The organism is Clostridia bacterium, from assembly GCA_016887505.1.
Taxonomy (GTDB): Bacteria; Bacillota; TC1; order TC1; family UBA5767; genus UBA5767.
Genome location: CP069393.1, coordinates 2,088,707 through 2,109,275 on the forward strand (window position 1 = coordinate 2,088,707; position 20,569 = coordinate 2,109,275).

Here is a 20,569-nt window from a genome sequence, read left to right on the forward strand (position 1 = left end):
AAAAAGCGATTATTGGGCGGCGAGATGCTACTCAAAAAATTGGGGATACCCTTCGTGGCTGTATTGGCCGCATTGCTCGTCGGAGCGGGTGTCATCAAATTTATCGGTGTAGACCCACTGACAGCTTATAAGAGTTTGTTCATGGGATCACTAAGCAATAAGAACGCGATTGCGGAAACCTTGGTAAAGACAACACCACTTGTTTTTACGGCACTTAGTTATGCCTTTGCCGCACGTTGTGGACTGGTAAACCTAGGCGCAGAGGGTCAGCTGTACATTGGCGCGATATTTTCAACGACTGTCGCCATTTATTTGACTGGGCTTCCGATGATTATTCACTTGCCAATGGCTATCATCGCCGGATTTGTTGGCGGTGGATTATGGGGCCTGCTGGCTGGTTGGCTGAAGGTTCGGTTCGGAGCAGCCGAGGTTATCACCACGATTATGCTCAACTATATAGCGACACATTTTCTAAGCTACTTGGTTACAGGCCCTATGATTGAGCCACCAGGAAGCTTTCCACAAACGGCACAGGCACAGCTTTCTGCCATACTGCCGAAAATTTTACCAGGAACTAGATTACACGCAGGATTTTTGGTTGCCCTGTTAGCCATTGTCTTTTATTACTATTTCCTATGGAAGACAACGACGGGTTATGAGACCAGAGTAGTTGGTCTTAATCCTACAGCAGCTGAATATGCGGGCATAAATCCAACGAAGAATGCGCTACTAGCTATGTTTATTGCTGGCGGTTTCGCTGGTTTGGCAGGAACATGCGAAATTCTTGGTATTCAGCTCAGAATGTTCCAGAATTTTTCACCTGGATATGGATTTGACGGAATAGCCGTAGCACTCTTGGGTGGCGGAGCTCCAGTCGGCATCCTGATTGCTGGAATTCTTTTCGGAATTCTTCGAAGCGGTGCCAACATGATGCAGATGCTGGCCAAGGTACCCATAGCTATCATTTATATCATTCAAGCTTTCGTAATCTTTTTTGTAATTTCAAGTGGATTTTTTGAAAAAGTATACAATAAACGTAAATTGGAAAAAATAGCAAGACAAGGAGGTAATAAAGATGGAAATTCTAACAGCGATCGCTAAATTTATCGCAGCAGATCTTCGGACTGCTACTCCCTTGATTCTTGCAGGTATAGGTCTTGTGTTCAGTGCGCGAGCAGGACTCGTAAATATTGGTGTGGAAGGAATGATGCTGGTTGGAGCACTTTCAGCGGTTGCTGGATCTTGGTGGTTCGGATCAGCCATGTTGGGCACATTGTTTGCCATGTTTACGGCTAGTATCATTGCTCTTATCTTTGCATACCTATCCGTAACAGTGAAAGCAGACCAAATTGTAGTCGGTACAGCGATTAACATCCTAGGTCTTGGTCTGACAACGACTCTTGCTAGAACGCTCTTTGGCTTAAATACGGCACCTCCGGATGTAGCATCCTTTGAAATCATAGCGATTCCAGGATTATCTAAGATACCATTTTTCGGACAAGCCTTTTTTCAGCAAAACGCATTGGTATATCTGGCATTGATTCTAGTACCGATTGCCAGTTTCATCATGTTCAAAACAGATATTGGTCTTAAGGTTAGAGCGGTGGGAGAACATCCCAAAGCTTGCGATACCGTGGGAATCAACGTGTATCTAGTACGCTACGTAACCATCTTAATATCAGGTTTGTTTAGCGGCTTGGCGGGTGCATACGTTTCCCTAGGACTTTTGAGCTTCTTCACCGAAAATATGATAGCAGGTCGTGGATTTATGGTTTTGGCTGCTGTTGTATTTGGCAAATACACACCACGAGGTGTTCTGTTTGCAGGAATTATCTTTGGAGCAGCAGAGGCGATTCAGTTCAGGTTACAAGCAGCTGGTACAGCCATACCGTTCCAATTCTTATTGATGTTACCGTACGCTTTGACTATTTTTGCATTGGCAGGTTTTGTAGGAAAATCTCGTGGACCAGCAGCTATGTCTAAACCGTACGACAAGGATTAGATTGGGTTTACGGTGAAATCTAGATCGAGGCATTTTGGTTGGTAACCCAAGCTAGTTCTTGAGAGGGCTCTAACCAAGTTGCAAGATAAAGAAAGAAAAGACTGGTGACGATTTTCGGTCTTGAAAAATTGATAACATTCAAATTCCTAGTGCACCTGCTACGGCAGGTGCAATCCTTCCAATAATTTGAAGGGAGATAGAACGATGGCAATAATATTAGGCATTAGTGGCAGTCCACGTAAAGGGGCTACCGATTTTGCAGTAAATGAGGCACTGAAGGAAGCGGAAAAAGTTCCTGGCATTGAAACACTATATTGGACAGTTCGTGGTAAGAAAATAGGATACTGTGTTCACTGCGATGCCTGCATTCGCAACAATAGCATGTGTATCATCAAAGATGATCTACAGGAGCTAGAGCAGCTAATTCTTAAGGCAGATGGATTTATCATTGGCTCGCCTGTTTATGACATGAACGTTTCAGCACAATTGGCAGCAATATTCAACAGATTACGTCCGATGTATTTAGTGCATCCTGGCCACTTGCAAAACAAGGTCGGTGCAGCAATCGCTACTGGCGGTACACGACATGGGGGTCAGGAAATGACCAATCTGGCCATCATTAATTACTATTTGATGCATGAAATGTTGGTATCTGGTGGTCTTGGCGGTTGTTATAATGGCGGTACAGTATGGACCAAAGACAACAAGAAAGACGGAGTGTTGGCTGATGAGATTGGTTTAGATACAATCAGGCGGTTAGGTTTGGGGGTTGCCGAGGCGGTAATGGTGACGGAACATGGTAGAACAAAATGGGACGAGATGAAAAAAGAGCTCGGACTAGTTGGAGAAAAATCACCGCTCCGCGACCACTAATAGATAGTTTGGGGGAGAACTTATGGCTGAAAATATTTTAGAAATGCGAGATATCGTCAAACAGTTTCCCGGTGTTTTGGCGAATGATCACGTAACATTCAAAGTGGAAAAAGGTGAAGTTCATACCTTGTTGGGTGAGAATGGCGCCGGTAAGTCCACACTGATGAATATTCTGTACGGGTTATATAGTCCGACATCTGGTGAAATATGGCTGCATGGTAAAAAGGTGGATATTCATTCACCACGAGTAGCCATTGAAAACGGCATTGGTATGGTTCACCAGCATTTTATGCTAATCCCAGCACTGACTGTTATCGAGAATGTGATTTTAGGCATGACCGAAAACAAGCAAGTACTGGATTTGGATGGCGCTGCAAATGCTTTCGTTGAGTTGGCGCAAAAATACAATATGAAGATTGACCCTTATGAAATGGTGGAAAACCTGACTGTAGGCGAACAACAGAGAGTAGAAATTCTAAAAGCACTCTATCGGGGTGCGGATCTTCTTATTTTAGACGAACCGACAGCGGTATTAACCCCGCAAGAGGTAGATGAGCTTTTCAAAATGATCGACACGCTAACTGGTGAAGGACATACTGTTATCTTTATCTCGCATAAATTAAATGAGGTAATGCATATTTCCAATCGTGTAACGGTACTTCGAAGTGGCAAGTCGTGCGAAACGGTATTGAAAGAAAATACGGATAAACATGAGCTGGCTAGATTAATGGTAGGTCGTGAAATTGATTTAGACCGCTCCATTGGAAAACCACAGTTGGGTGATGTAGTCTTAGAAATGAAGGACGTTGAATGCGTCGGTGACAAAGGTATTAATGCCTTGAACGGACTTAATCTAACGGTAAGAAAAGGTGAAATTTTGGGTATTGCCGGTGTAGATGGTAATGGCCAGGATGAGATGCTCGATGTTATTGCTGGACTTAGAAAAGTGACCAAAGGAAGCATAAAAATCTGCGGCACAGATTCAACCAATTCTAATCCCAGGGAAATCATGAAGCGTGGTGTGGCCCATATTCCGGCTGACCGTCATAAGCGGGGCATGATTAGTGAAATGAGTATTAAGGAAAACTTGATGCTAATCGACTATTACAAACCACCCTTTGCCAAAGGAAAACGCTTAAACTGGAATGAAATTGAAAAAAGTTCCGAAAGACTTCTAAAAGAGTTTAATGTGAAAGCACCAAGCATTGAGACGGCCGGCGGTAGTTTATCTGGTGGTAATCAGCAGAAGATGGTATTGGCCAGAGAGTTGGACCGTGACCCTGAGTTCCTAATAGCTGCGCACCCCGTTCGAGGCTTGGATATTGGTGCTACAGAATTTGTACACGAACGTTTGATAGCAGAACGTGCTAACGGTGTCGGTATTCTTTTGGTGTCGACAGAGTTGGAAGAGATTCTAACCTTGGCAGACCGGATTGCCGTTATATATGAAGGTGAAATCATGGGAGTCATCGAGGCTGAAGACGCAACAGTAGCGGAATTGGGTCTGATGATGGCCGGTTCGAAAAAACAAGATTTTTAGGACTTTAGCAAGTTTTTACAACAAGAAAATAGGCGTTAATGATGAAAGCAAAAGCCTTAGGCTTTTGCTTTTTTATCTGCTATACTCAATGTGACGGCACGCTTTTGCGGCTGTACATTAGACCTATTAAGGTTGGAGGACTTATGAAATTTAATACTAGGCAGATTGCTGTTGTGGGTCTGTTGGGAGCCATTACCGTGGTGCTGGGGAGTACGTCTCTGGGATTTATACCTATACCGTTTTCGCCAGCTGGTCGGGCAACAATTATGCACATCCCGGTCATATTGGCGGCCATTCTAGAAGGACCTGTTGTAGGTATGTTGGTGGGACTAATCTTTGGTATGTTTAGTTTTATCCAACAAGGAAGCCCCCTGTTTGCAGACCCTCTGATTGCCATTGGCCCCAGAGTTCTGATTGGGCTTACTTCGTACCTTGTCTTTATTCCCCTGGCTCGACTAGACAAGAAGGCTCTTGGATCGGTGGTGGCGGCCGTTATAGGAACCTTTACCAACACCATAGGAGTGCTTGGCTTGGCCTTGTTGCGTGGCTTTCTTCCGGACTGGCGTGTTGCGGGTATGATTGTCGTGACCCATGGGCTTCCAGAGGTTGTTGTAGCAGCAGTCCTGATATTTTTTATTTATAAAGCGGTGAATCGCTATATGGAGATTTCAAGATGATTCTATTGATAGATATTGGTAACACAAATACCGTAATTGGTGTGATGAAACATCATGTGCTAGATAAAAGCTGGCGCATTGAAACAGTAAAGCATAAGACAGAAGATGAGTACTTAGTGTTGATTCGTGGCTTATTTGACTTGGAGGGTTTAGATCCAAGTCAAATCCAAGATAGCATTGTTTCCTCGGTAGTACCGGAGCTAAATAAACCATATCGCACGATGCTTAGAAAACTGTGTGGTAGTGAACCCTTATTTTTAGGTCCGGGTGTTAAATCGGGTATGCCTATTTTATTGGACAACCCCAAAGAAGTAGGAGCTGACCGTATTGCGAATGGCGTAGCAGCGTACGATAAATATAAGAGTGCCTGCCTGGTTATAGATTTTGGTACAGCGACTACGTTTGATGTTGTTTCGGGGAAGGGTCAATATTTAGGTGGTGCGATTTGCCCAGGACCAAGAATGTCAGTAGAGGCTTTGGGACGCATGACTTCGAAGTTGCATGTTGTCGAAATTGAAAAACCTGTCAATGTAATTGGTAAAAATACAACGGACTCCATTAAATCCGGCATATTTTATGGTTATCTGAGCAAAATTGAAGGGCTTATCAGAAGAATAAGCGAAGAATTGGGAGAGGAACCGAAGGTTATAGCTACAGGTGGATTGGCGGAGATGTTTGCGTTGAGTACAGACCTTATTCAAGCAGTAGATAAAGATTTAACCTTGAAAGGTTTGAAAATAATTTATGATCGGAATAGAAAATAGATGTGGAATGTAGGAAACATTGAGATTGACAACCAAGTTGTTAGTGCGCCACTTGCTGGCATATCGGACAAAGCGTACCGAATAATTAGTAAAAAAATGGGGGCTGGAGCAGTTTTCACGGAGATGATTAGTGATAAGGCTTTGGTTTATAATAATAAAAAGACCTATGACCTTATGGATACCACCGGAGAAAAGCAACCGATTGCTGTTCAAATTTTTGGTAGGGAAGCAGAGTCCTTATCTAAGGCTGCTAAAATCATGGTGGAACGAGGCGCTAGGTGGATCGATTTCAATATGGGGTGTCCGGCCCCTAAAGTGGTAAAAAATAATGAAGGCTCTGCCTTGATGCTTGAACCGGATGTAGCCCTTCGAGCAGTAGATGCATTGGTGAGTGCGGTATCGGTACCCGTTAGCGTTAAACTGCGAAAGGGATTTTATGGAGATGAGAACCTAGTGCTCCCCTTGGCAAAGAAAATATGTAGCCTGGGAGTTGCTGCTATTACGGTGCATGGCAGAACCCGGGCCCAGTATTATGGTGGACAAGCGGATTGGAACTGTATTCAAGAAGTGGTATCTGCAGTTTCTGTTCCGGTAATCGGGAATGGAGATATTGCGAAACCTGAGGACGCGAAACGAATGATAGAACAAACTGGGTGTGCGGCTGTGATGATTGGCCGAGGTGCTTTTGGCAATCCCTGGCTAATACGTCAGAATCTCCAGGTCCTAGCCGGAGAGTCTCCCCAAGTTGTAGATATGCAGGAAAAAATTAGCATGGCCAAGCAACATTTGCTATTGGTCTGTAAATTCAAGGGAGAACGGATTGGCGTCCGTGAAATGAGAAAACAGCTGGCCTGGTATATTAAGAATGGGCGGGGCGCTGCTCATTACCGAGACATCATCAATCAAACAGAAAAAGTAGATGATATGATTCATTTATTAGACGAGTTTTTGCTGCATCAGCAGGAGGAAGAAAACCATGGCTAAGTCCCGGAGTGTTTTTGTTTGTTCTGAGTGTGGACAGGAGTCACCCAAATGGATGGGCAAGTGTCCTGGTTGTGGAGCTTGGAATACTTTGAATGAGGAAAAACCAATTAATACAACCAAGAGTATTCGGTCGCTAAAAGAAGGAAAAGTCCAATCACTTGCTAGAGTATCTGGGGAAAACCGTGAAAGAATGCAAAGTGGCCTGGTGGAATTAGACCGGGTACTTGGAGGTGGATTCGTCCTGGATTCTCTTGTCCTTTTAGGAGGAGATCCGGGAATCGGCAAGTCTACCCTTTTATTGCAAAGTGCTGAAAAATTGGCGGCCAAGGAGCCGCTTCTCTATGTATCTGGGGAAGAATCAGCGAGCCAGATTAAAATGCGTGCGGAACGTCTAGGCATAAGGGGGGAAAATATTTTAATTCTTCCTGAAAATAATCTGGAACGCATTCTAAATCGAATCACCAAAGAAAACCCTAAAGTAATTATTATGGATTCCATCCAGACTGTTTATACAGAAGAAAGCGAGAGCGCTCCAGGAAGTGTTTCACAGGTACGCGAGTGTGCCATGAAACTGATGCTCGAAGCCAAAGGCTCCGACCGCATAATCATACTGGTAGGCCATGTCACCAAATCGGGGAACCTGGCAGGCCCCAGAGTTCTAGAACATATGGTTGATACGGTTCTTTATTTAGAAGGAGATAAAAACCAGGAATTTCGCATCCTACGCGGTGCAAAAAACCGTTTTGGTTCAACACATGAGATTGGAATCTTTGAGATGAAGGAAAAGGGACTAATCGGAGTGGAAAATCCAGGAGAACTTTTTTTATCTCGTAAGCATACGTCTTCCGGCATAGTAGTGTATCCATCCCTTGAAGGATCGAGAGTTTTTTTGCTAGAGATTCAAGCACTTTGTGCCAAGAGTCCATTCGGCAATCCAAGACGATTGTCTAGTGGCTACGACCTGAATCGTTTACATCTGATGTTGGCTATTCTAGAAAAGAAGATGCATTATGTGCTGGCCGATCAAGACATTTATATCAATGTTGCTGGGGGCATGAAGGTCCAGGAAACCGCAGCGGATTTGGCTGTTTGCATGGCGATCGTATCTTCTTTAAAAGAAAAGAGATTCGATGCAACTACCTTGGCTTTGGGAGAAGTGGGACTCGGAGGGGAAATACGAAATGTTCCCCAAATTGAAAAACGGGTGCTTGAGGCCCACAACTTAGGATATAGAAGAGTACTACTGCCGTGGGAGATGGCTGAAAAACTAGCGAAGACGGCACCAGTAGAACTTATAGGCGTCAAGAACATTCGCGAAGCCATTGAACGTACTAGTTAGCAATTGACATAGGGTGTAGTAGTGTGATATTATGTATTCTTATTTTTTTATGATATACTGGATATATACTGATGTGGAGGGCTGATTATGTATAAAATCGGACAAAAAGTAGTATATCCCATGCATGGCGCCGGAGAAATTGTGAATATTGAGGCTCAGGAAGTCATGGGTGAAGAAAAAGAATACTATATAATAAATTTAGAAATTAATGACATGCAAGTTATGGTGCCAGTAGATAATGCGGATAATTTGGGTCTTAGAGAAGTGAACAATAAAGTCGAGATGGAGAAGGCTTTTGCTGTGCTCGAAGATGATGGTCGCGACTTGTCGGATAATTGGAACCATCGCTACCGTGCCAATATGGAAAAACTGAAAACTGGTGAAGTTGAAGAGATTTCTGAAGTGATCAAAGACCTGTATTTAAGAGATTGCGAGAAAGGTCTGTCCGCTGGTGAGAAGAAGATGTTAGACAACTCTGTTGGCATCTTGACGAGTGAAATTTCGCTAGCCAATGACATTGAGCAAGACGAAGCCAAGGAAATTATTTTGGGCTTTTTGAATGGGGAAGAGCAAGAATAGTATTGCGTAATTGCGTACCCTAGGTTATTCTTTAGGTAATCATTTTTTTTAGTCACAACAAATTTTTGTTTTTTACTAATTTATTCAATATTTCTATCATTTATACTTTTATATTTTATATGAAATCATAAGGAGAATCGAATGCTAAGGAATGTAATAAGGTTTGTACTGACTGGTATGCTGACTGTACCTTTGTACCTTCTTCTAGGAGTGGCTTTTCGTAATTATTTGGCAACTGATTTAGAAGCTAATATTGGTTACATGGTGCTATCGTTAATTGGGGCGACCTTGACAGGTTATGTGGCTGCCCACTTTTTACTTATCGGACTAGAAAAGCTGACTAAAATTGTTCGTACTAGTTTTGACAATATGTCACCTCAAGAGATGCTTAGTGGACTGGCTGGTACGGTTGTTGGGCTGGTTCTTGCCTTGCTGTTGGGGAATTCTATTTACAAGTTACCTTTGGTGGGACCATACATTTATGTATTGGTTGCATTTTTCTTTGCTTATATTGGGTGGATGATTGGTACGAGACGTCGTGAAGATTTTATTAGTATTTTTCCTAACTTTGTTTCGAGAGGGAAAAGTACACGACAGAAATCACCCCAAGTTCAACCGATGGGTATAGACAAGCTGGTAGATACAAGTGTAATCATCGATGGCCGAATTTATGATATTGCGAAAAGCGGTTTTATTGATGGTTCTTTGGTGATTCCTAATTTTGTTTTAGATGAGTTACAAAAAATTGCGGATTCTTCTGATTCCTTGAAACGAAATCGTGGACGAAGCGGTTTAGACATCCTAGGAATGATGCAAAAAGAAGATGATATTGTGGTACGGATTGAGGAATCTGATTATCCGGATATTCATGAAGTCGACGCGAAATTGGTAAAAATGGGACAGGATTTGGGTATGCCAATTTTGACGAACGATTACAACCTTAATAAGGTTGCTCAGTTACAGGGCGTAAAAGTTTTGAATATCAATGAACTGGCCAATGCCCTTAAACCGGTTGTATTGCCAGGTGAACAATTTAGAGTAAAGATTATGAAAGAAGGCAAAGAGGCTAGCCAAGGTATCGGCTATCTAGATGATGGAACCATGGTGGTCATTGAAAATGGAAAGCAACTGGTAGGAGATACCATCAATGTGGAAGTAACTAGCGTATTGCAAACGGCAGCTGGCCGGATGATTTTTGCCAGACCTAGGTAGGTGAAACATGAAGGTTAGTGTAGTGGTGGTTGCCAGTGGCAAGGGGCTGAGGATGGGCCATCCGGTTCCGAAGCAGTTTCTTCGAGTGGGAAATAAAACCATTTTGGAATACAGTTTAGATTTTTTTAATAATGATATAGCGACGGATGAAATAGTTCTAGTTCTACCGGCAGAGGAAATGCCGACGATGGTTCAAGAACTTACGACTCGTTATGGAAAAATCAGTCAAGTTGTTGCTGGAGCTAACAATCGGACAGATTCAGTACGTAACGGAGTAAGCGTAGTTTCCCCGCAAATGGATCTTGTGGCTGTACACGATGGTGTGCGGCCATTTGTTTCGCCTGTCCTTTGGCATAGATTGCTTGAAGCTTGTGAAAATGGTGCCGATGCTGTAGTGCCCGCTATTCCTGTTAAAGACACCATTAAGAGAGTAAGGGGTAGTCTTGCTATTGAAACACTAAAGCGGGATGAGCTACGTGCAGTTCAAACGCCACAAGTTTTTAAACGAAGTCTCTTGCAAAAGGCCTTTAAGGAAAAGTTGGATGGTGGTGTATATACAGACGAAGCCTCGTTGGTAGAGGCTTGGGGCCAGACTGTACACGTTGTTCTAGGAGACGAGATGAACAAAAAGATAACTGATCCGGAAGATTTGGCTTGGATGAGGGATAAGATAGAAGTGAGTGAGATGAGAATTGGCACAGGGTACGATGCACACAAGTTGGTTTCAGGCCGTAGACTTGTGCTAGGGGGAGTGGATATTCCCCACAGTATGGGGTTGCTTGCTCATTCAGATGGAGATGTGCTGGTTCATGCCCTGATGGATGCCTTGCTAGGTGCAATGGGAGCTGGAGATATTGGAGAACATTTCCCTGATAGCGATGCGGCCTTTAAGGATGTATCTAGTCTGGTGTTATTAAAAAGAGTAGGACAGATCTTGCGTGATGCTGGATATGAACTGGTGAATGCAGATATGGTACTCATAGCGGAAAAACCCAAGCTGATGCCGTACAGAGATAAGATGAAAAGCAACATTGCAGAAAACCTGGAAGTAAATTTGGAACGGATTGGTATCAAAGCCACCACGACAGAAGGACTGGGTTTTTGTGGTCGTGAAGAAGGCATTGCTGCCCAAGCAGTTTGTTGCATTAAGCAAAAAAGAATGGATGAAAAGAGCCCTTATGGTACAATAGAATGAATGTTTTTAGAGGAGGAAGTAGCATGGATAGAGTAAGATTGAGATTCGCACCCAGCCCAACGGGACCGTTGCATATTGGAGGAGCGAGATCTGCATTGTTTAATTATCTTTTTGCCAAGAAGTATGGCGGAGATTTTATTTTAAGGATTGAAGATACAGACTTAGAGCGTTCATCTAGAGAGTCAGAAGAAAATATTAAAGATGCTCTTAAATGGATAGGCGTCAATTGGAATGAAGGAATTGATGTAGGTGGCGACTATGGACCATATCGTCAGACTGAACGCCTAGATTTATACAATCAGTATGTAAACGAGCTTATGGAAAAAGGATTTGCGTATAGATGCTACTGCTCACCAGAAGAGCTGGAAGATATGCGTGAGGAACAAAAGAGTCGGAGCGAGATGCCTCGTTACGATGGAAGATGCCGCAACCTAAGCAAAGAACAGGAAGAAGCCTATATTGCGGAAGGTAGAAAACCGGTTATTCGTTTTCGTGTTCCGCAGGCAGAGAATATCGTAATAGATGATTTGGTCCGGGGCAAGGTTACTTTTGAAAGCGATGGTATTGGCGACTTTGTCATTGTTAAGTCAGATGGAATACCAACCTATAACTTTGCGGTAGTAGTAGACGACTATACGATGAAGATTTCCCATGTGGTTCGAGGTGAGGAACATCTCTCTAATACTCCGCGCCAAGTGTTGATTTACCAGGCGTTGGGTTTGGAACAGCCTAAGTTTGCGCATGTTTCTCTGATTTTAGGCAAAGACCGTAGCAAGATGAGCAAACGGCACGGTTCCACTTCTGTGGTGAACTATGTAAACGCTGGATTTCTACCAGAGGGCTTGGTAAACTTCTTAGTTCTCTTAGGTTGGTCACCTGAAGGAGAAGACGAACTCTTTAGCATGCAGGAGCTAGAGCAGTTGTTTGACCTGGACCGGGTAGCAAAAAATCCCGCTGTCTTTGATATGGATAAACTCAATTGGATCAATCATCAGCATATACAAAGAGCTGATGAGGATAGACTGACTGAGTTAGCGATACCGTACTTGGTTGAAAGCGGTTATTTGGAAGAAGCTGAAACGAAAGCCAATTACCAAAAAATAAAAAGTATTGTGGCGGTAGTTAAGACTGGCCTAGACCATATGTCTCAAATCTCGGAGAAAGCGGAGCTGTTTTTTGGCAGTAAACCCCTTGAAGATGAAACAGCCAAGGAAATTATTTCGCAAGATTTCATACCAAACATGCTAAAACAGTTTGTTCAGTTGCTTTCAGATAAAGACGAATTGACGCCAGCAGTGGTCAAAAAATGCTTTAAGGAAACCATGAAAACCATGGATTTGAAAGGCAAACAAGTATTTATGCCTGTTCGTATTGCACTAACGGGTGTTATGAGTGGACCAGAGATGCATGAGCTGATTCCCGTTTTGGGTGTCGACGAAGTCAAAGAGAGAATATTTGCGAATACAGCGATTCGCTTATAGGGTGAGAATATGTTAAAAGTATATAATACGATGGACAGGGCAAAAGTTCCCTTTAAAACAGTAAGAGAAGGCAAGGTTTCCATGTATGTTTGTGGGCCGACGACTTACAATTTCATTCATATTGGAAACGCACGTCCTATGGTAGTTTTTGATGCTATTCGAAAGTATCTGATCTACAAGAACTATGAGGTGACGTATGTTCAGAATTTCACCGATATAGATGATAAAATTATTAATAAGGCAGCAGAATTAGGAGAAGATCCCATCTCCTTAGCTGCTCGTTATATTGAGGAATACAAAAAGGATGCTTCCGCATTGGGCGTTCTAGAGGCAGATATGCATCCAAAGGTTAGTCAGCATATAGATGATATCATCGATATGGTTAAGACGTTAGAAGATAAGGGACTTGCCTACAATGTAGACGGAAATGTATATTTCGAGGTGAGAAGCTTTAAGGGATATGGTAAACTTTCTGGACGAGATTTGGATGATCTAAAATCGGGTGCAAGAGTAGACGTAGATGATGAAAAGAAAGATCCACTGGATTTTGCTTTATGGAAAAAGGTAAAACCAGGTGAACCATCCTGGGATAGCCCATGGGGCAAGGGAAGACCTGGTTGGCATATCGAATGTTCAGCCATGAGCCTTAAATATATTGGTCCAACCTTCGATATTCATGGTGGTGGATATGATTTGATTTTTCCTCATCACGAAAATGAAATTGCTCAATCAGAGGGATATACGGGAACTACATTTTCCAATTACTGGTTGCATAATGGATTTATCACAGTAAATGAGGAAAAAATGAGCAAGTCTGTAGGTAATTTCTTCATGGTACGAGATGTATTGGAGAAATTTAGTGGTCAGGCGATACGCTTCTTTTTGCTGAGTACGCACTACAGAAGTCCCTTGGACTTTAGTGACAGCAAATTGAATGAGGACCAAAAAGCTTTATCCAAATTACAGAATACATGGAATCGTTTGAATGCACTTGACTTGAAAGAGACTTCTGCTAAGGATGAACGGTGGGAAGAATTCCGTGCTAAGATGGAAGAGGCCATGGACGATGATTTCAATACTGCTTTAACCATCGGACTGCTATTTGATCTAACCAAAGAGATCAATAAGGCGATTCGCACGAAAGATACAGACAACCTGATAGCGGCTAAGTCATTGATGAAAGATTTTGCGATTGATATTTTAGGTATTATTGAGGAAGAACCGGCCGTAGAAGAAGTAGACGATGCTTTGGCAGGTGGCCTGATGGACTTGTTAATTGCAATTCGTAATAATGCCAAAAAAGAGAAAAACTTTGAACTGGCGGATCAAATTCGCGACGGACTGAAACCCCTGGGAATCAACATTAAGGATACTAGGGAAGGAACGGTCTGGGAAGTCGAGAAATAGATGGAAGCAATGACACCGATTGAAGCTCGCCAGATTGCACCCCTGATGCTTGCCTATATTGGGGATGCAGTTATTGAACTCAGGGTTAGACGACGTGTTTTAGAGGATGGATGTTATCGTATGAATTTGGTTAATCGAAAGGTTGTTGCCTATGTTCGAGCAAGTGCTCAGGCAGCAGCGTATCATATGCTGAAAGGTATTACCTCAGCGGAAGATATGACGATTGCCAAACGAGGTAGAAACGCGAAATCTAGGCATACACGTAAAAACGCTGATATGACAGAATATAAATTAGCGACTGGTTTTGAGGCCATCGTGGGCTACTATGAGCTGACCGCACAGACTGAAAAGCTGGAACAGGCTATGGAATGCCTTTACCGCGTGGTGGAGGAGCAGAAAGGGGAGTGACTGACTGATGAAAATCGTAAAAGCATCCGTGAGGATACCGGAGGATCAGTTGGACCGGGTGCTTCTCAAACGCTTAGAACGTTATGCTAGAATCTGTTACAAATCTGAGGATAAAATGCAGACAACTCCTGGAGATAGTTTTATCCGCAGTATTATGAGGAATGGGCATGAATCTGTAATTGAACATGAGAAGATTACCTTGCTGTTGGTGACTGACCGTGGCGTGACTCATGAAGTCGTACGTCATCGCATAGGGAGTTATTCGCAAGAATCGACTCGGTATTGTAATTATAACAAGGAAAAATTTGGCAGTGAGATTACGGTGATCGAGCCTTGTTTTTATGAAAAAGAGGATCCTCGCTATGAACTATGGCACAAGGGTTGTCTAAACGCAGAAATGAGCTATTTTGCTATGCTAGAGGCTGGGGCAACACCTCAAGAAGCAAGAAGCGTGCTTCCGAATTCGCTGAAGACGGAGATTGCAGTGACCTATAATATGCGGGAATGGAGACATTTTTTACGTCTTCGTGCAGATAAAAGTGCGCATCCCCAGGCCAGAGAATTGGCCATACCTATCCTGAAAACGTTCCAAAAAGTCTTTCCGGAACTTTTCAGCGACATACCTTACGATGAAACGTTCCCATTAAAACAGTGTGCAGAGGTTATAATAACGGATGAGCTGTTTCGGGCACGGGATTAGGAAATACAATGGATGAAATGATATACGGTAGGAATCCAGTGCTTGAAGCATTGGCGAGTGATGCCAATCTACAACGGATTTATCTACTGAAGGATAATCAGAAAAACAAAGATATCTTGGCAGAAGCCAAAAAACGTGGCTTGCCCATCGACTATCATGACCGTACCTCTCTAACCAGAATTAGTGGTACGGAGAACCACCAAGGCGTGGCAGCACAGATGGCACCGTTAGGCTATGTAGAATGGGAGGATATTTTATCCATCGCAACAAAAAAAGGGGAAACACCTTTGATACTTATTTGCGACCATTTAGAGGACCCGCATAATTTAGGGGCCATCATTCGCTCGGCTGTTTGCTTTGGAGCGCATGGTATTATTCTGCCCAAGAAAAGAAGTGTCGCTATCACTTCAACTGTTCTAAAAGCTTCTGCTGGAGCAGCAATGCATATAAAAGTGGCCCGTGTATCTAATTTGGCCCAAACCATAGATAGACTGAAGCAAGAGGGACTATGGATTGTAGGAACGGATGCTGATGGGGAATCACTAATTGGCAATACTGTGCTTACAGGACCGCTGGCAATTGTAGTGGGCAGTGAGGGAAAAGGGATGAGTACGCTTACCCGCAAAAAATGTGATCTTGTACTTAAGATTCCCATGGAAAGTACCATTAATTCCCTGAATGCTTCAGTGGCTACAGGTATTGTGCTCTATGAGACTAGTAAATTGCGAGGCTAGGAGTTAATCTATGAAACGTCTAATCATTATTGACGGTTACAATCTGTTAAGTTATGGACGAGAGAGGCGACTGTTTGATTTTGAGCGCTTAGAAGATGGCAGAGACTTTCTGAAGGGGCTACTCATGAATTTTGCGGGGTTTCAACAGCAAGACCTCATATTGGTCTATGACGGAGCTGGAAAAAAAGAAGATATAGAAGAATACAAACATCTGCAGATTGTATACTCCAAAAAGGATGAGACGGCCGATACGTATATCGAAAAGGCGACAGATACTTTTGTGCGACAGGGGTACAATGTTACGGTGGTAACCTCAGATTATGAAGAGCAAAAGTGTATATTTGGTTCTGGAGCGATCCGCCTCAGTTCTAGAGAGTTCTTGGAGGATTTAAAGAACAGTAAGAGGAAAGAGAAGAACTATTTTATGGATCAAGCAGGCCAAAGAAACTATTTGGATGCCGATATGGATGAAGAGGTCATGCAGGTTCTAAAGGCGATGCTTAGGCCCTGATTTCTTGAAGTATGTAATATATTGGTTTATAATTGTTCTTACGCAGAAGTTTATACGGAGGAGCCCATATGATTTCAGACATGAGCATGGATACGGACGAATATATTCTGTTGACTGATGAAGAGTTGGTTGTTAAGTCTCAAGATGGGGACAGTTATGCCCAAGAGTTTTTAATTAACCGCTATCGAAACTTTGTAAGGGTGAAATCACGCTCCTATTTTCTTATTGGTGCGGACAAGGAAGATATCATTCAAGAAGGGATGATTGGGCTATATAAAGCAACAAGGGATTTCAAATATGAGAAATTGGCTTCCTTTCGTGCCTTTGCGGAGCTATGTATTACCCGCCAGATTATTACGGCTATTAAGACGGCCACCAGACAAAAGCATATCCCACTCAATTCATATGTTTCATTAAACAAACCTATCTACGATGAGGAATCGGATCGTACACTATTGGATGTAATCTCAACAACTAAAATTACAGACCCGGAGGATCTTCTGATATCCAGGGAGGAATTTGCCAATATTGAGGAAAAGATGAGCAAGGTATTGTCTCCACTTGAATGGAAGGTGCTCAACTTTTACCTAGAAGGCAAGTCCTATTTGGAGATTGCAGCAGATCTTGACCGTCATGTAAAATCTATCGACAATGCTCTACAAAGAGTAAAGAGAAAACTAGAAAAAGTAATCGAAAAGAAGTAGAAATATGTTGACAAGGCATAACTAAATACGTAAAATTGTATTTGTTGAGTCGCCAACATAGCTCAGTAGGTAGAGCGTCGCCATGGTAAGGCGGAGGTCACCAGTTCGATCCTGGTTGTTGGCTCCAAGAGAACCCGTAGGGGTTCTCTTTTTTTATGCCCAATAAAGGGTACCTCCTATTTTGCTATGGATTATATAAATATCTTAATTATGATGTATAATTATATTAAAAGATGGTTGCATAGGTTCTTTCTTGTTGTAAGTATGAGGTTTCGAGAGGAAATGTAGGATGCGGATTGGGCAAATAGCAAAAAGGTTCAACATGCCGCTAACAACGGTTAGATATTATGTTGAACTAGGACTTTTGGTTCCGGATAAGGTAAATAAAAATTTTATTTTTGATACTCAGTGTGTAGAAGATTTAGAATTCATTTTGCGGATAAAAGAACTAAATTTTACACTTTCTGAAATTCATGAGCTATTGTCGATCAGAAGAAGCTCAAATCTGGTAGATAAGCAGGATATTGATCATTACGTTCAAACATTTTTAAAAGTAAGGTCAAGACACCTTCATGAGATTGAACATTTGAATTCAATTACTTCTGAAATCGACAAGATGATTGTTGAAGTTAAACAAGCCAAAGAAGTTCCAAAGAAGCATACGGGCATCCATATTAAGTTTTTGGATTATTTGTCTTGCCCACACTGCAAAAGTATGTTGCAACTAGAGAATGCGAAAATAAACCAGAATCAAATCATGAATGCAGACTTGGTCTGTAAATGTTCCTATACAGCACATATTCGAAATGGAATATATATGGCCAACAGCAATATAAATAAAAAGTATGAGATTTATTATCCTCACAGGGAATGTTATGATGCTGACCCATACACCATCACTTTGGTTCAAAAGTGGCATAACCGCATCATTAAATGGTTACAACAAAATGATTTAAAGGATAAAGTAGTTTTTGAAAACTATGTGAATCTGTTCTGTTTTCTAAATAAGGGATTAAAATACCTTGATCCAGATGCTTTGTATATCATAGCTGATCCCTATAAGGAAATAATTGAAATGTACAAGAATAGAATCGATTCATTGGAGCAGGACTATAATATTCTTTTCATTGTAAACGGGGATGACCGCTATCCCTTTAAACAAGGAAGTATCGATTATGCTATTGATTTTATGTCATCAAATTTCTACAATCGGTCCAATTCTGATACGATGATATCCAATATTAGACCCTTATTTCATGAATCCACTAAAGTAGCAGGTGTATACACCTATATAAAGGAAGGCATAAAATCCATTGAAACCTTTAAGAAAATGCATCCACTAGGTAATCAATGTAGTTATGATTTGAAAAAATTCAAAGAAGATATAGTTGCCAATAAGCTTGCGACGATTGAGGAATTAGATGAAGACATTATCAAGAAATCAGATATCCCATTTCATCTTCCTGGAGATACACTAGGATATTATTTGTATTATTGCAGTCCTGAGAAAAAGGCTTAATGGATGATTCGGTATATAATGGGAAAATTAGTAGGGGAGTGTGCAGTTCAACTGTACACTCCTCTATTTTTGTCTAAATTTACTGTGTTTACATCCGCCTGACTACGCGGTGTAAGCTTAGGTTAGCAAACTGTAGGAGACTGACCTTGATGAAATAGGTGAAGTATTACAATAACAGGACAGAAAAAGAGATGGAACCGGGAATATCGGATGGTTTGAGAATTGGAATATGTTTAAAGAATGGAGATGGCAAAATGGAAAAAAGAGTGTTGATACAAAATGCTAAGGCTATTGTAACGTGTGACTCGGAGGATAGGGTCTATAAGGATGCCGATATTCTAATTGAAGGTGCAAAAATAATTGAAATAGGTAAAAATATAATTGCGGATAATGCTACGGTGATTGATGGTCGCGACAAGTTCATATATCCCGGTCTAGTTACGACGCATCACCATTTCTTTCAAACGTTTGTGAGGAATCTTCTCAGCATTGATTATGTAAACATATCTGTCATGGAATGGCTCGATGTATTTTTCCCAATTATTGAACGGGTTAACGAGGATGTTATTTACCATTCTGCTATTGCTGCTATGGCAGATGCATTAAAGCATGGATGCACTACTATTTTTGACCATATGTATTGTTTTCCAAAATCTGCAAGCCCGGAAATGGTAGATAGGCAAATGGATGCTGCTGAACTTTTGGGAATACGGTATCACGCTGGTCGTGCTACAAACACTATTCCACATAGTGAAGGCAGTCCCATACCGGATAGCATGGTAGAGACTACTGATTATTTTCTTTCAGATTGTGAACGGTTAATAAAAAAATATCATGACCCCAATCCATTTTCGATGTCACAAATTGTGATAGCCCCATGTCAACCAATTAACTCGTATAAAGAGACTTTTATGGAGTCAGCAAAGCTAGCAAGGAAACATGGATTACGTCTTCATACTCATTTAGGAGAAGGAGAGGACGAGGGCATGGTTGCTCGATGGGGGAAACGATCAGTAGCTTGGTGTGAAGAGATTGGCTTTCTAGGTGAAGATGTATGGCTTGCTCATGGTTGGGACATACAGCCAGATGAATACAAAGTATTGGGCAGAACTGGTACAGGGGTTGCCCACTGTCCAGGACCTGCTGTATTGGGTGGATTTCCGATACTCCCCATGCTTGAGATGCAAAAGGCAGGTGTACGAGTTAGTTTGGGAACGGACGGCTCAGCTACTTGTGACAGTGCCAACCCATTGGATTCTCTGAGAATGGCCTATTTGATGCAAACCTATTTTGCGAAAGTGAGAGGCGGCTGTCCGACACCATATGATATTTTGAAAATTGCAACCAAGAATGGCGCGGAAACGCTAGGAAGACATGATCTAGGAAGCTTGGAGCTAGGGAAAGGTGCAGATTTATTCATGATTGACACGAATACCGTTGATATGATTGGTACTCTCCACGATCCCAAGAATGTACTTGCGCGCGTTGGCATTACGGGTCCGGTATGGTTAACCATGGTTAATGGTAAAGTTGTTTGGAAAGAGGGGGAGTTTCCTGGATTAGATGAACATGCTCTGTCTTCCAAAGCCAATGATGTCTGTAAAAAGGTGTTTCCTGAAAGGTATGAAAACTAGTAGAATGCTAGGTTTCTAGAGTGTAGAGTACGACTGTATACTTTGAGTGAATATGCCCGAATTTCTCATTTACGTATAGGGGACTGTATGGTGTACACTTGAATAGTAAGATATAGATTTGGTATAAAACTCAAGGGATAGTTGAGTAGGGAAGAAGGCACTTACGGAGTGCTCCCGATTTTTGTACCAATGAGTTGTAAACTAGAGAAAAAAATAAAGGAGCTGGTGAAGAGAACGATGAGGTGCTGCCTAGTGTAGCAAATGGCTGCAAGAGTAGGACTGAAATGTCTAGTGTTAGGCAGTGTG

General features: G+C 42.1%; 20 protein-coding genes and 1 tRNA gene. All 21 read left to right on the top strand.

Annotated elements, in window-relative coordinates:
• The first annotated feature begins 24 nt into the window (after window positions 1-24).
• The 21 genes from JR334_09920 to JR334_10020 all read left to right on the top strand — a co-directional run bounded on the left by JR334_09920 (window position 25) and on the right by JR334_10020 (window position 20,263).
• Complete coding sequence (locus JR334_09920) at window positions 25-1,101, top strand: ABC transporter permease (protein QRN86912.1); 1,077 nt, start codon at window positions 25-27, stop codon at window positions 1,099-1,101.
• Window positions 1,076-2,002 carry an ABC transporter permease gene (locus tag JR334_09925; GenBank protein QRN85258.1) on the top strand — a complete coding sequence of 309 codons (927 nt, stop codon included), beginning with the start codon at window positions 1,076-1,078 and terminating at the stop codon, window positions 2,000-2,002. The genes JR334_09920 and JR334_09925 overlap by 26 nt, the downstream gene beginning before the upstream one ends.
• A 204-nt stretch (window positions 2,003-2,206) precedes the next feature.
• Entirely contained in the window at window positions 2,207-2,875 is a 669-nt protein-coding gene (locus JR334_09930) for a flavodoxin family protein (GenBank protein ID QRN85259.1), read from the top strand.
• Between the two features lie 22 nt (window positions 2,876-2,897).
• Window positions 2,898-4,415: an ABC transporter ATP-binding protein gene (locus tag JR334_09935; protein ID QRN85260.1), complete on the top strand. Its 1,518-nt coding sequence runs from the start codon at window positions 2,898-2,900 to the stop codon at window positions 4,413-4,415.
• Between the two features lie 143 nt (window positions 4,416-4,558).
• Window positions 4,559-5,092 carry an ECF transporter S component gene (locus tag JR334_09940; GenBank protein ID QRN85261.1) on the top strand — a complete coding sequence of 178 codons (534 nt, stop codon included), beginning with the start codon at window positions 4,559-4,561 and terminating at the stop codon, window positions 5,090-5,092.
• Window positions 5,089-5,856 (top strand): type III pantothenate kinase, encoded by a 768-nt coding sequence (locus tag JR334_09945; GenBank protein QRN85262.1) that lies wholly within the window; start codon window positions 5,089-5,091, stop codon window positions 5,854-5,856. The genes JR334_09940 and JR334_09945 overlap by 4 nt, the downstream gene beginning before the upstream one ends.
• Complete coding sequence (gene dusB / locus JR334_09950; protein QRN85263.1) at window positions 5,857-6,840, top strand: tRNA dihydrouridine synthase DusB; 984 nt, start codon at window positions 5,857-5,859, stop codon at window positions 6,838-6,840. It begins immediately after the preceding gene.
• A complete protein-coding gene (radA, locus tag JR334_09955) occupies window positions 6,833-8,179 on the top strand; it encodes a DNA repair protein RadA (GenBank protein ID QRN85264.1) in 1,347 nt (448 codons plus the stop codon). Before dusB ends, radA begins: the two co-directional genes overlap by 8 nt.
• An 87-nt stretch (window positions 8,180-8,266) precedes the next feature.
• Entirely contained in the window at window positions 8,267-8,758 is a 492-nt protein-coding gene (locus JR334_09960; protein ID QRN85265.1) for a CarD family transcriptional regulator, read from the top strand.
• Between the two features lie 141 nt (window positions 8,759-8,899).
• Window positions 8,900-9,970: a TRAM domain-containing protein gene (locus tag JR334_09965; protein ID QRN85266.1), complete on the top strand. Its 1,071-nt coding sequence runs from the start codon at window positions 8,900-8,902 to the stop codon at window positions 9,968-9,970.
• Window positions 9,971-9,977: 7 nt separating this feature from the next.
• The gene (locus JR334_09970) at window positions 9,978-11,165 is read left to right on the top strand and encodes a 2-C-methyl-D-erythritol 2,4-cyclodiphosphate synthase (protein ID QRN85267.1); all 1,188 of its coding nucleotides are present in this window, start codon (window positions 9,978-9,980) and stop codon (window positions 11,163-11,165) included.
• 23 nt (window positions 11,166-11,188) lie between these two features.
• The gene (locus JR334_09975) at window positions 11,189-12,646 is read left to right on the top strand and encodes a glutamate--tRNA ligase (protein QRN85268.1); all 1,458 of its coding nucleotides are present in this window, start codon (window positions 11,189-11,191) and stop codon (window positions 12,644-12,646) included.
• A gap of 9 nt (window positions 12,647-12,655) precedes the next feature.
• Entirely contained in the window at window positions 12,656-14,053 is a 1,398-nt protein-coding gene (locus JR334_09980; GenBank protein ID QRN85269.1) for a cysteine--tRNA ligase, read from the top strand.
• Entirely contained in the window at window positions 14,054-14,461 is a 408-nt protein-coding gene (locus tag JR334_09985) for a ribonuclease III (GenBank protein ID QRN85270.1), read from the top strand.
• A 7-nt stretch (window positions 14,462-14,468) separates the two neighbouring features.
• Window positions 14,469-15,161 carry an FAD-dependent thymidylate synthase gene (thyX, locus tag JR334_09990; GenBank protein QRN85271.1) on the top strand — a complete coding sequence of 231 codons (693 nt, stop codon included), beginning with the start codon at window positions 14,469-14,471 and terminating at the stop codon, window positions 15,159-15,161.
• A gap of 8 nt (window positions 15,162-15,169) precedes the next feature.
• Window positions 15,170-15,895: a 23S rRNA (guanosine(2251)-2'-O)-methyltransferase RlmB gene (gene rlmB / locus JR334_09995; protein ID QRN85272.1), complete on the top strand. Its 726-nt coding sequence runs from the start codon at window positions 15,170-15,172 to the stop codon at window positions 15,893-15,895.
• 10 nt (window positions 15,896-15,905) lie between these two features.
• Complete coding sequence (locus tag JR334_10000) at window positions 15,906-16,406, top strand: NYN domain-containing protein (protein ID QRN85273.1); 501 nt, start codon at window positions 15,906-15,908, stop codon at window positions 16,404-16,406.
• Between the two features lie 80 nt (window positions 16,407-16,486).
• Window positions 16,487-17,110 carry an RNA polymerase sporulation sigma factor SigH gene (sigH, locus tag JR334_10005; GenBank protein ID QRN86913.1) on the top strand — a complete coding sequence of 208 codons (624 nt, stop codon included), beginning with the start codon at window positions 16,487-16,489 and terminating at the stop codon, window positions 17,108-17,110.
• 51 nt (window positions 17,111-17,161) lie between these two features.
• Window positions 17,162-17,237 (top strand) — tRNA-Thr (locus JR334_10010).
• 195 nt (window positions 17,238-17,432) lie between these two features.
• The gene (locus tag JR334_10015; protein QRN85274.1) at window positions 17,433-18,629 is read left to right on the top strand and encodes a MerR family transcriptional regulator; all 1,197 of its coding nucleotides are present in this window, start codon (window positions 17,433-17,435) and stop codon (window positions 18,627-18,629) included.
• A gap of 254 nt (window positions 18,630-18,883) precedes the next feature.
• Window positions 18,884-20,263: an amidohydrolase gene (locus JR334_10020; protein QRN86914.1), complete on the top strand. Its 1,380-nt coding sequence runs from the start codon at window positions 18,884-18,886 to the stop codon at window positions 20,261-20,263.
• The last annotated feature ends 306 nt before the right edge of the window (window positions 20,264-20,569 follow it).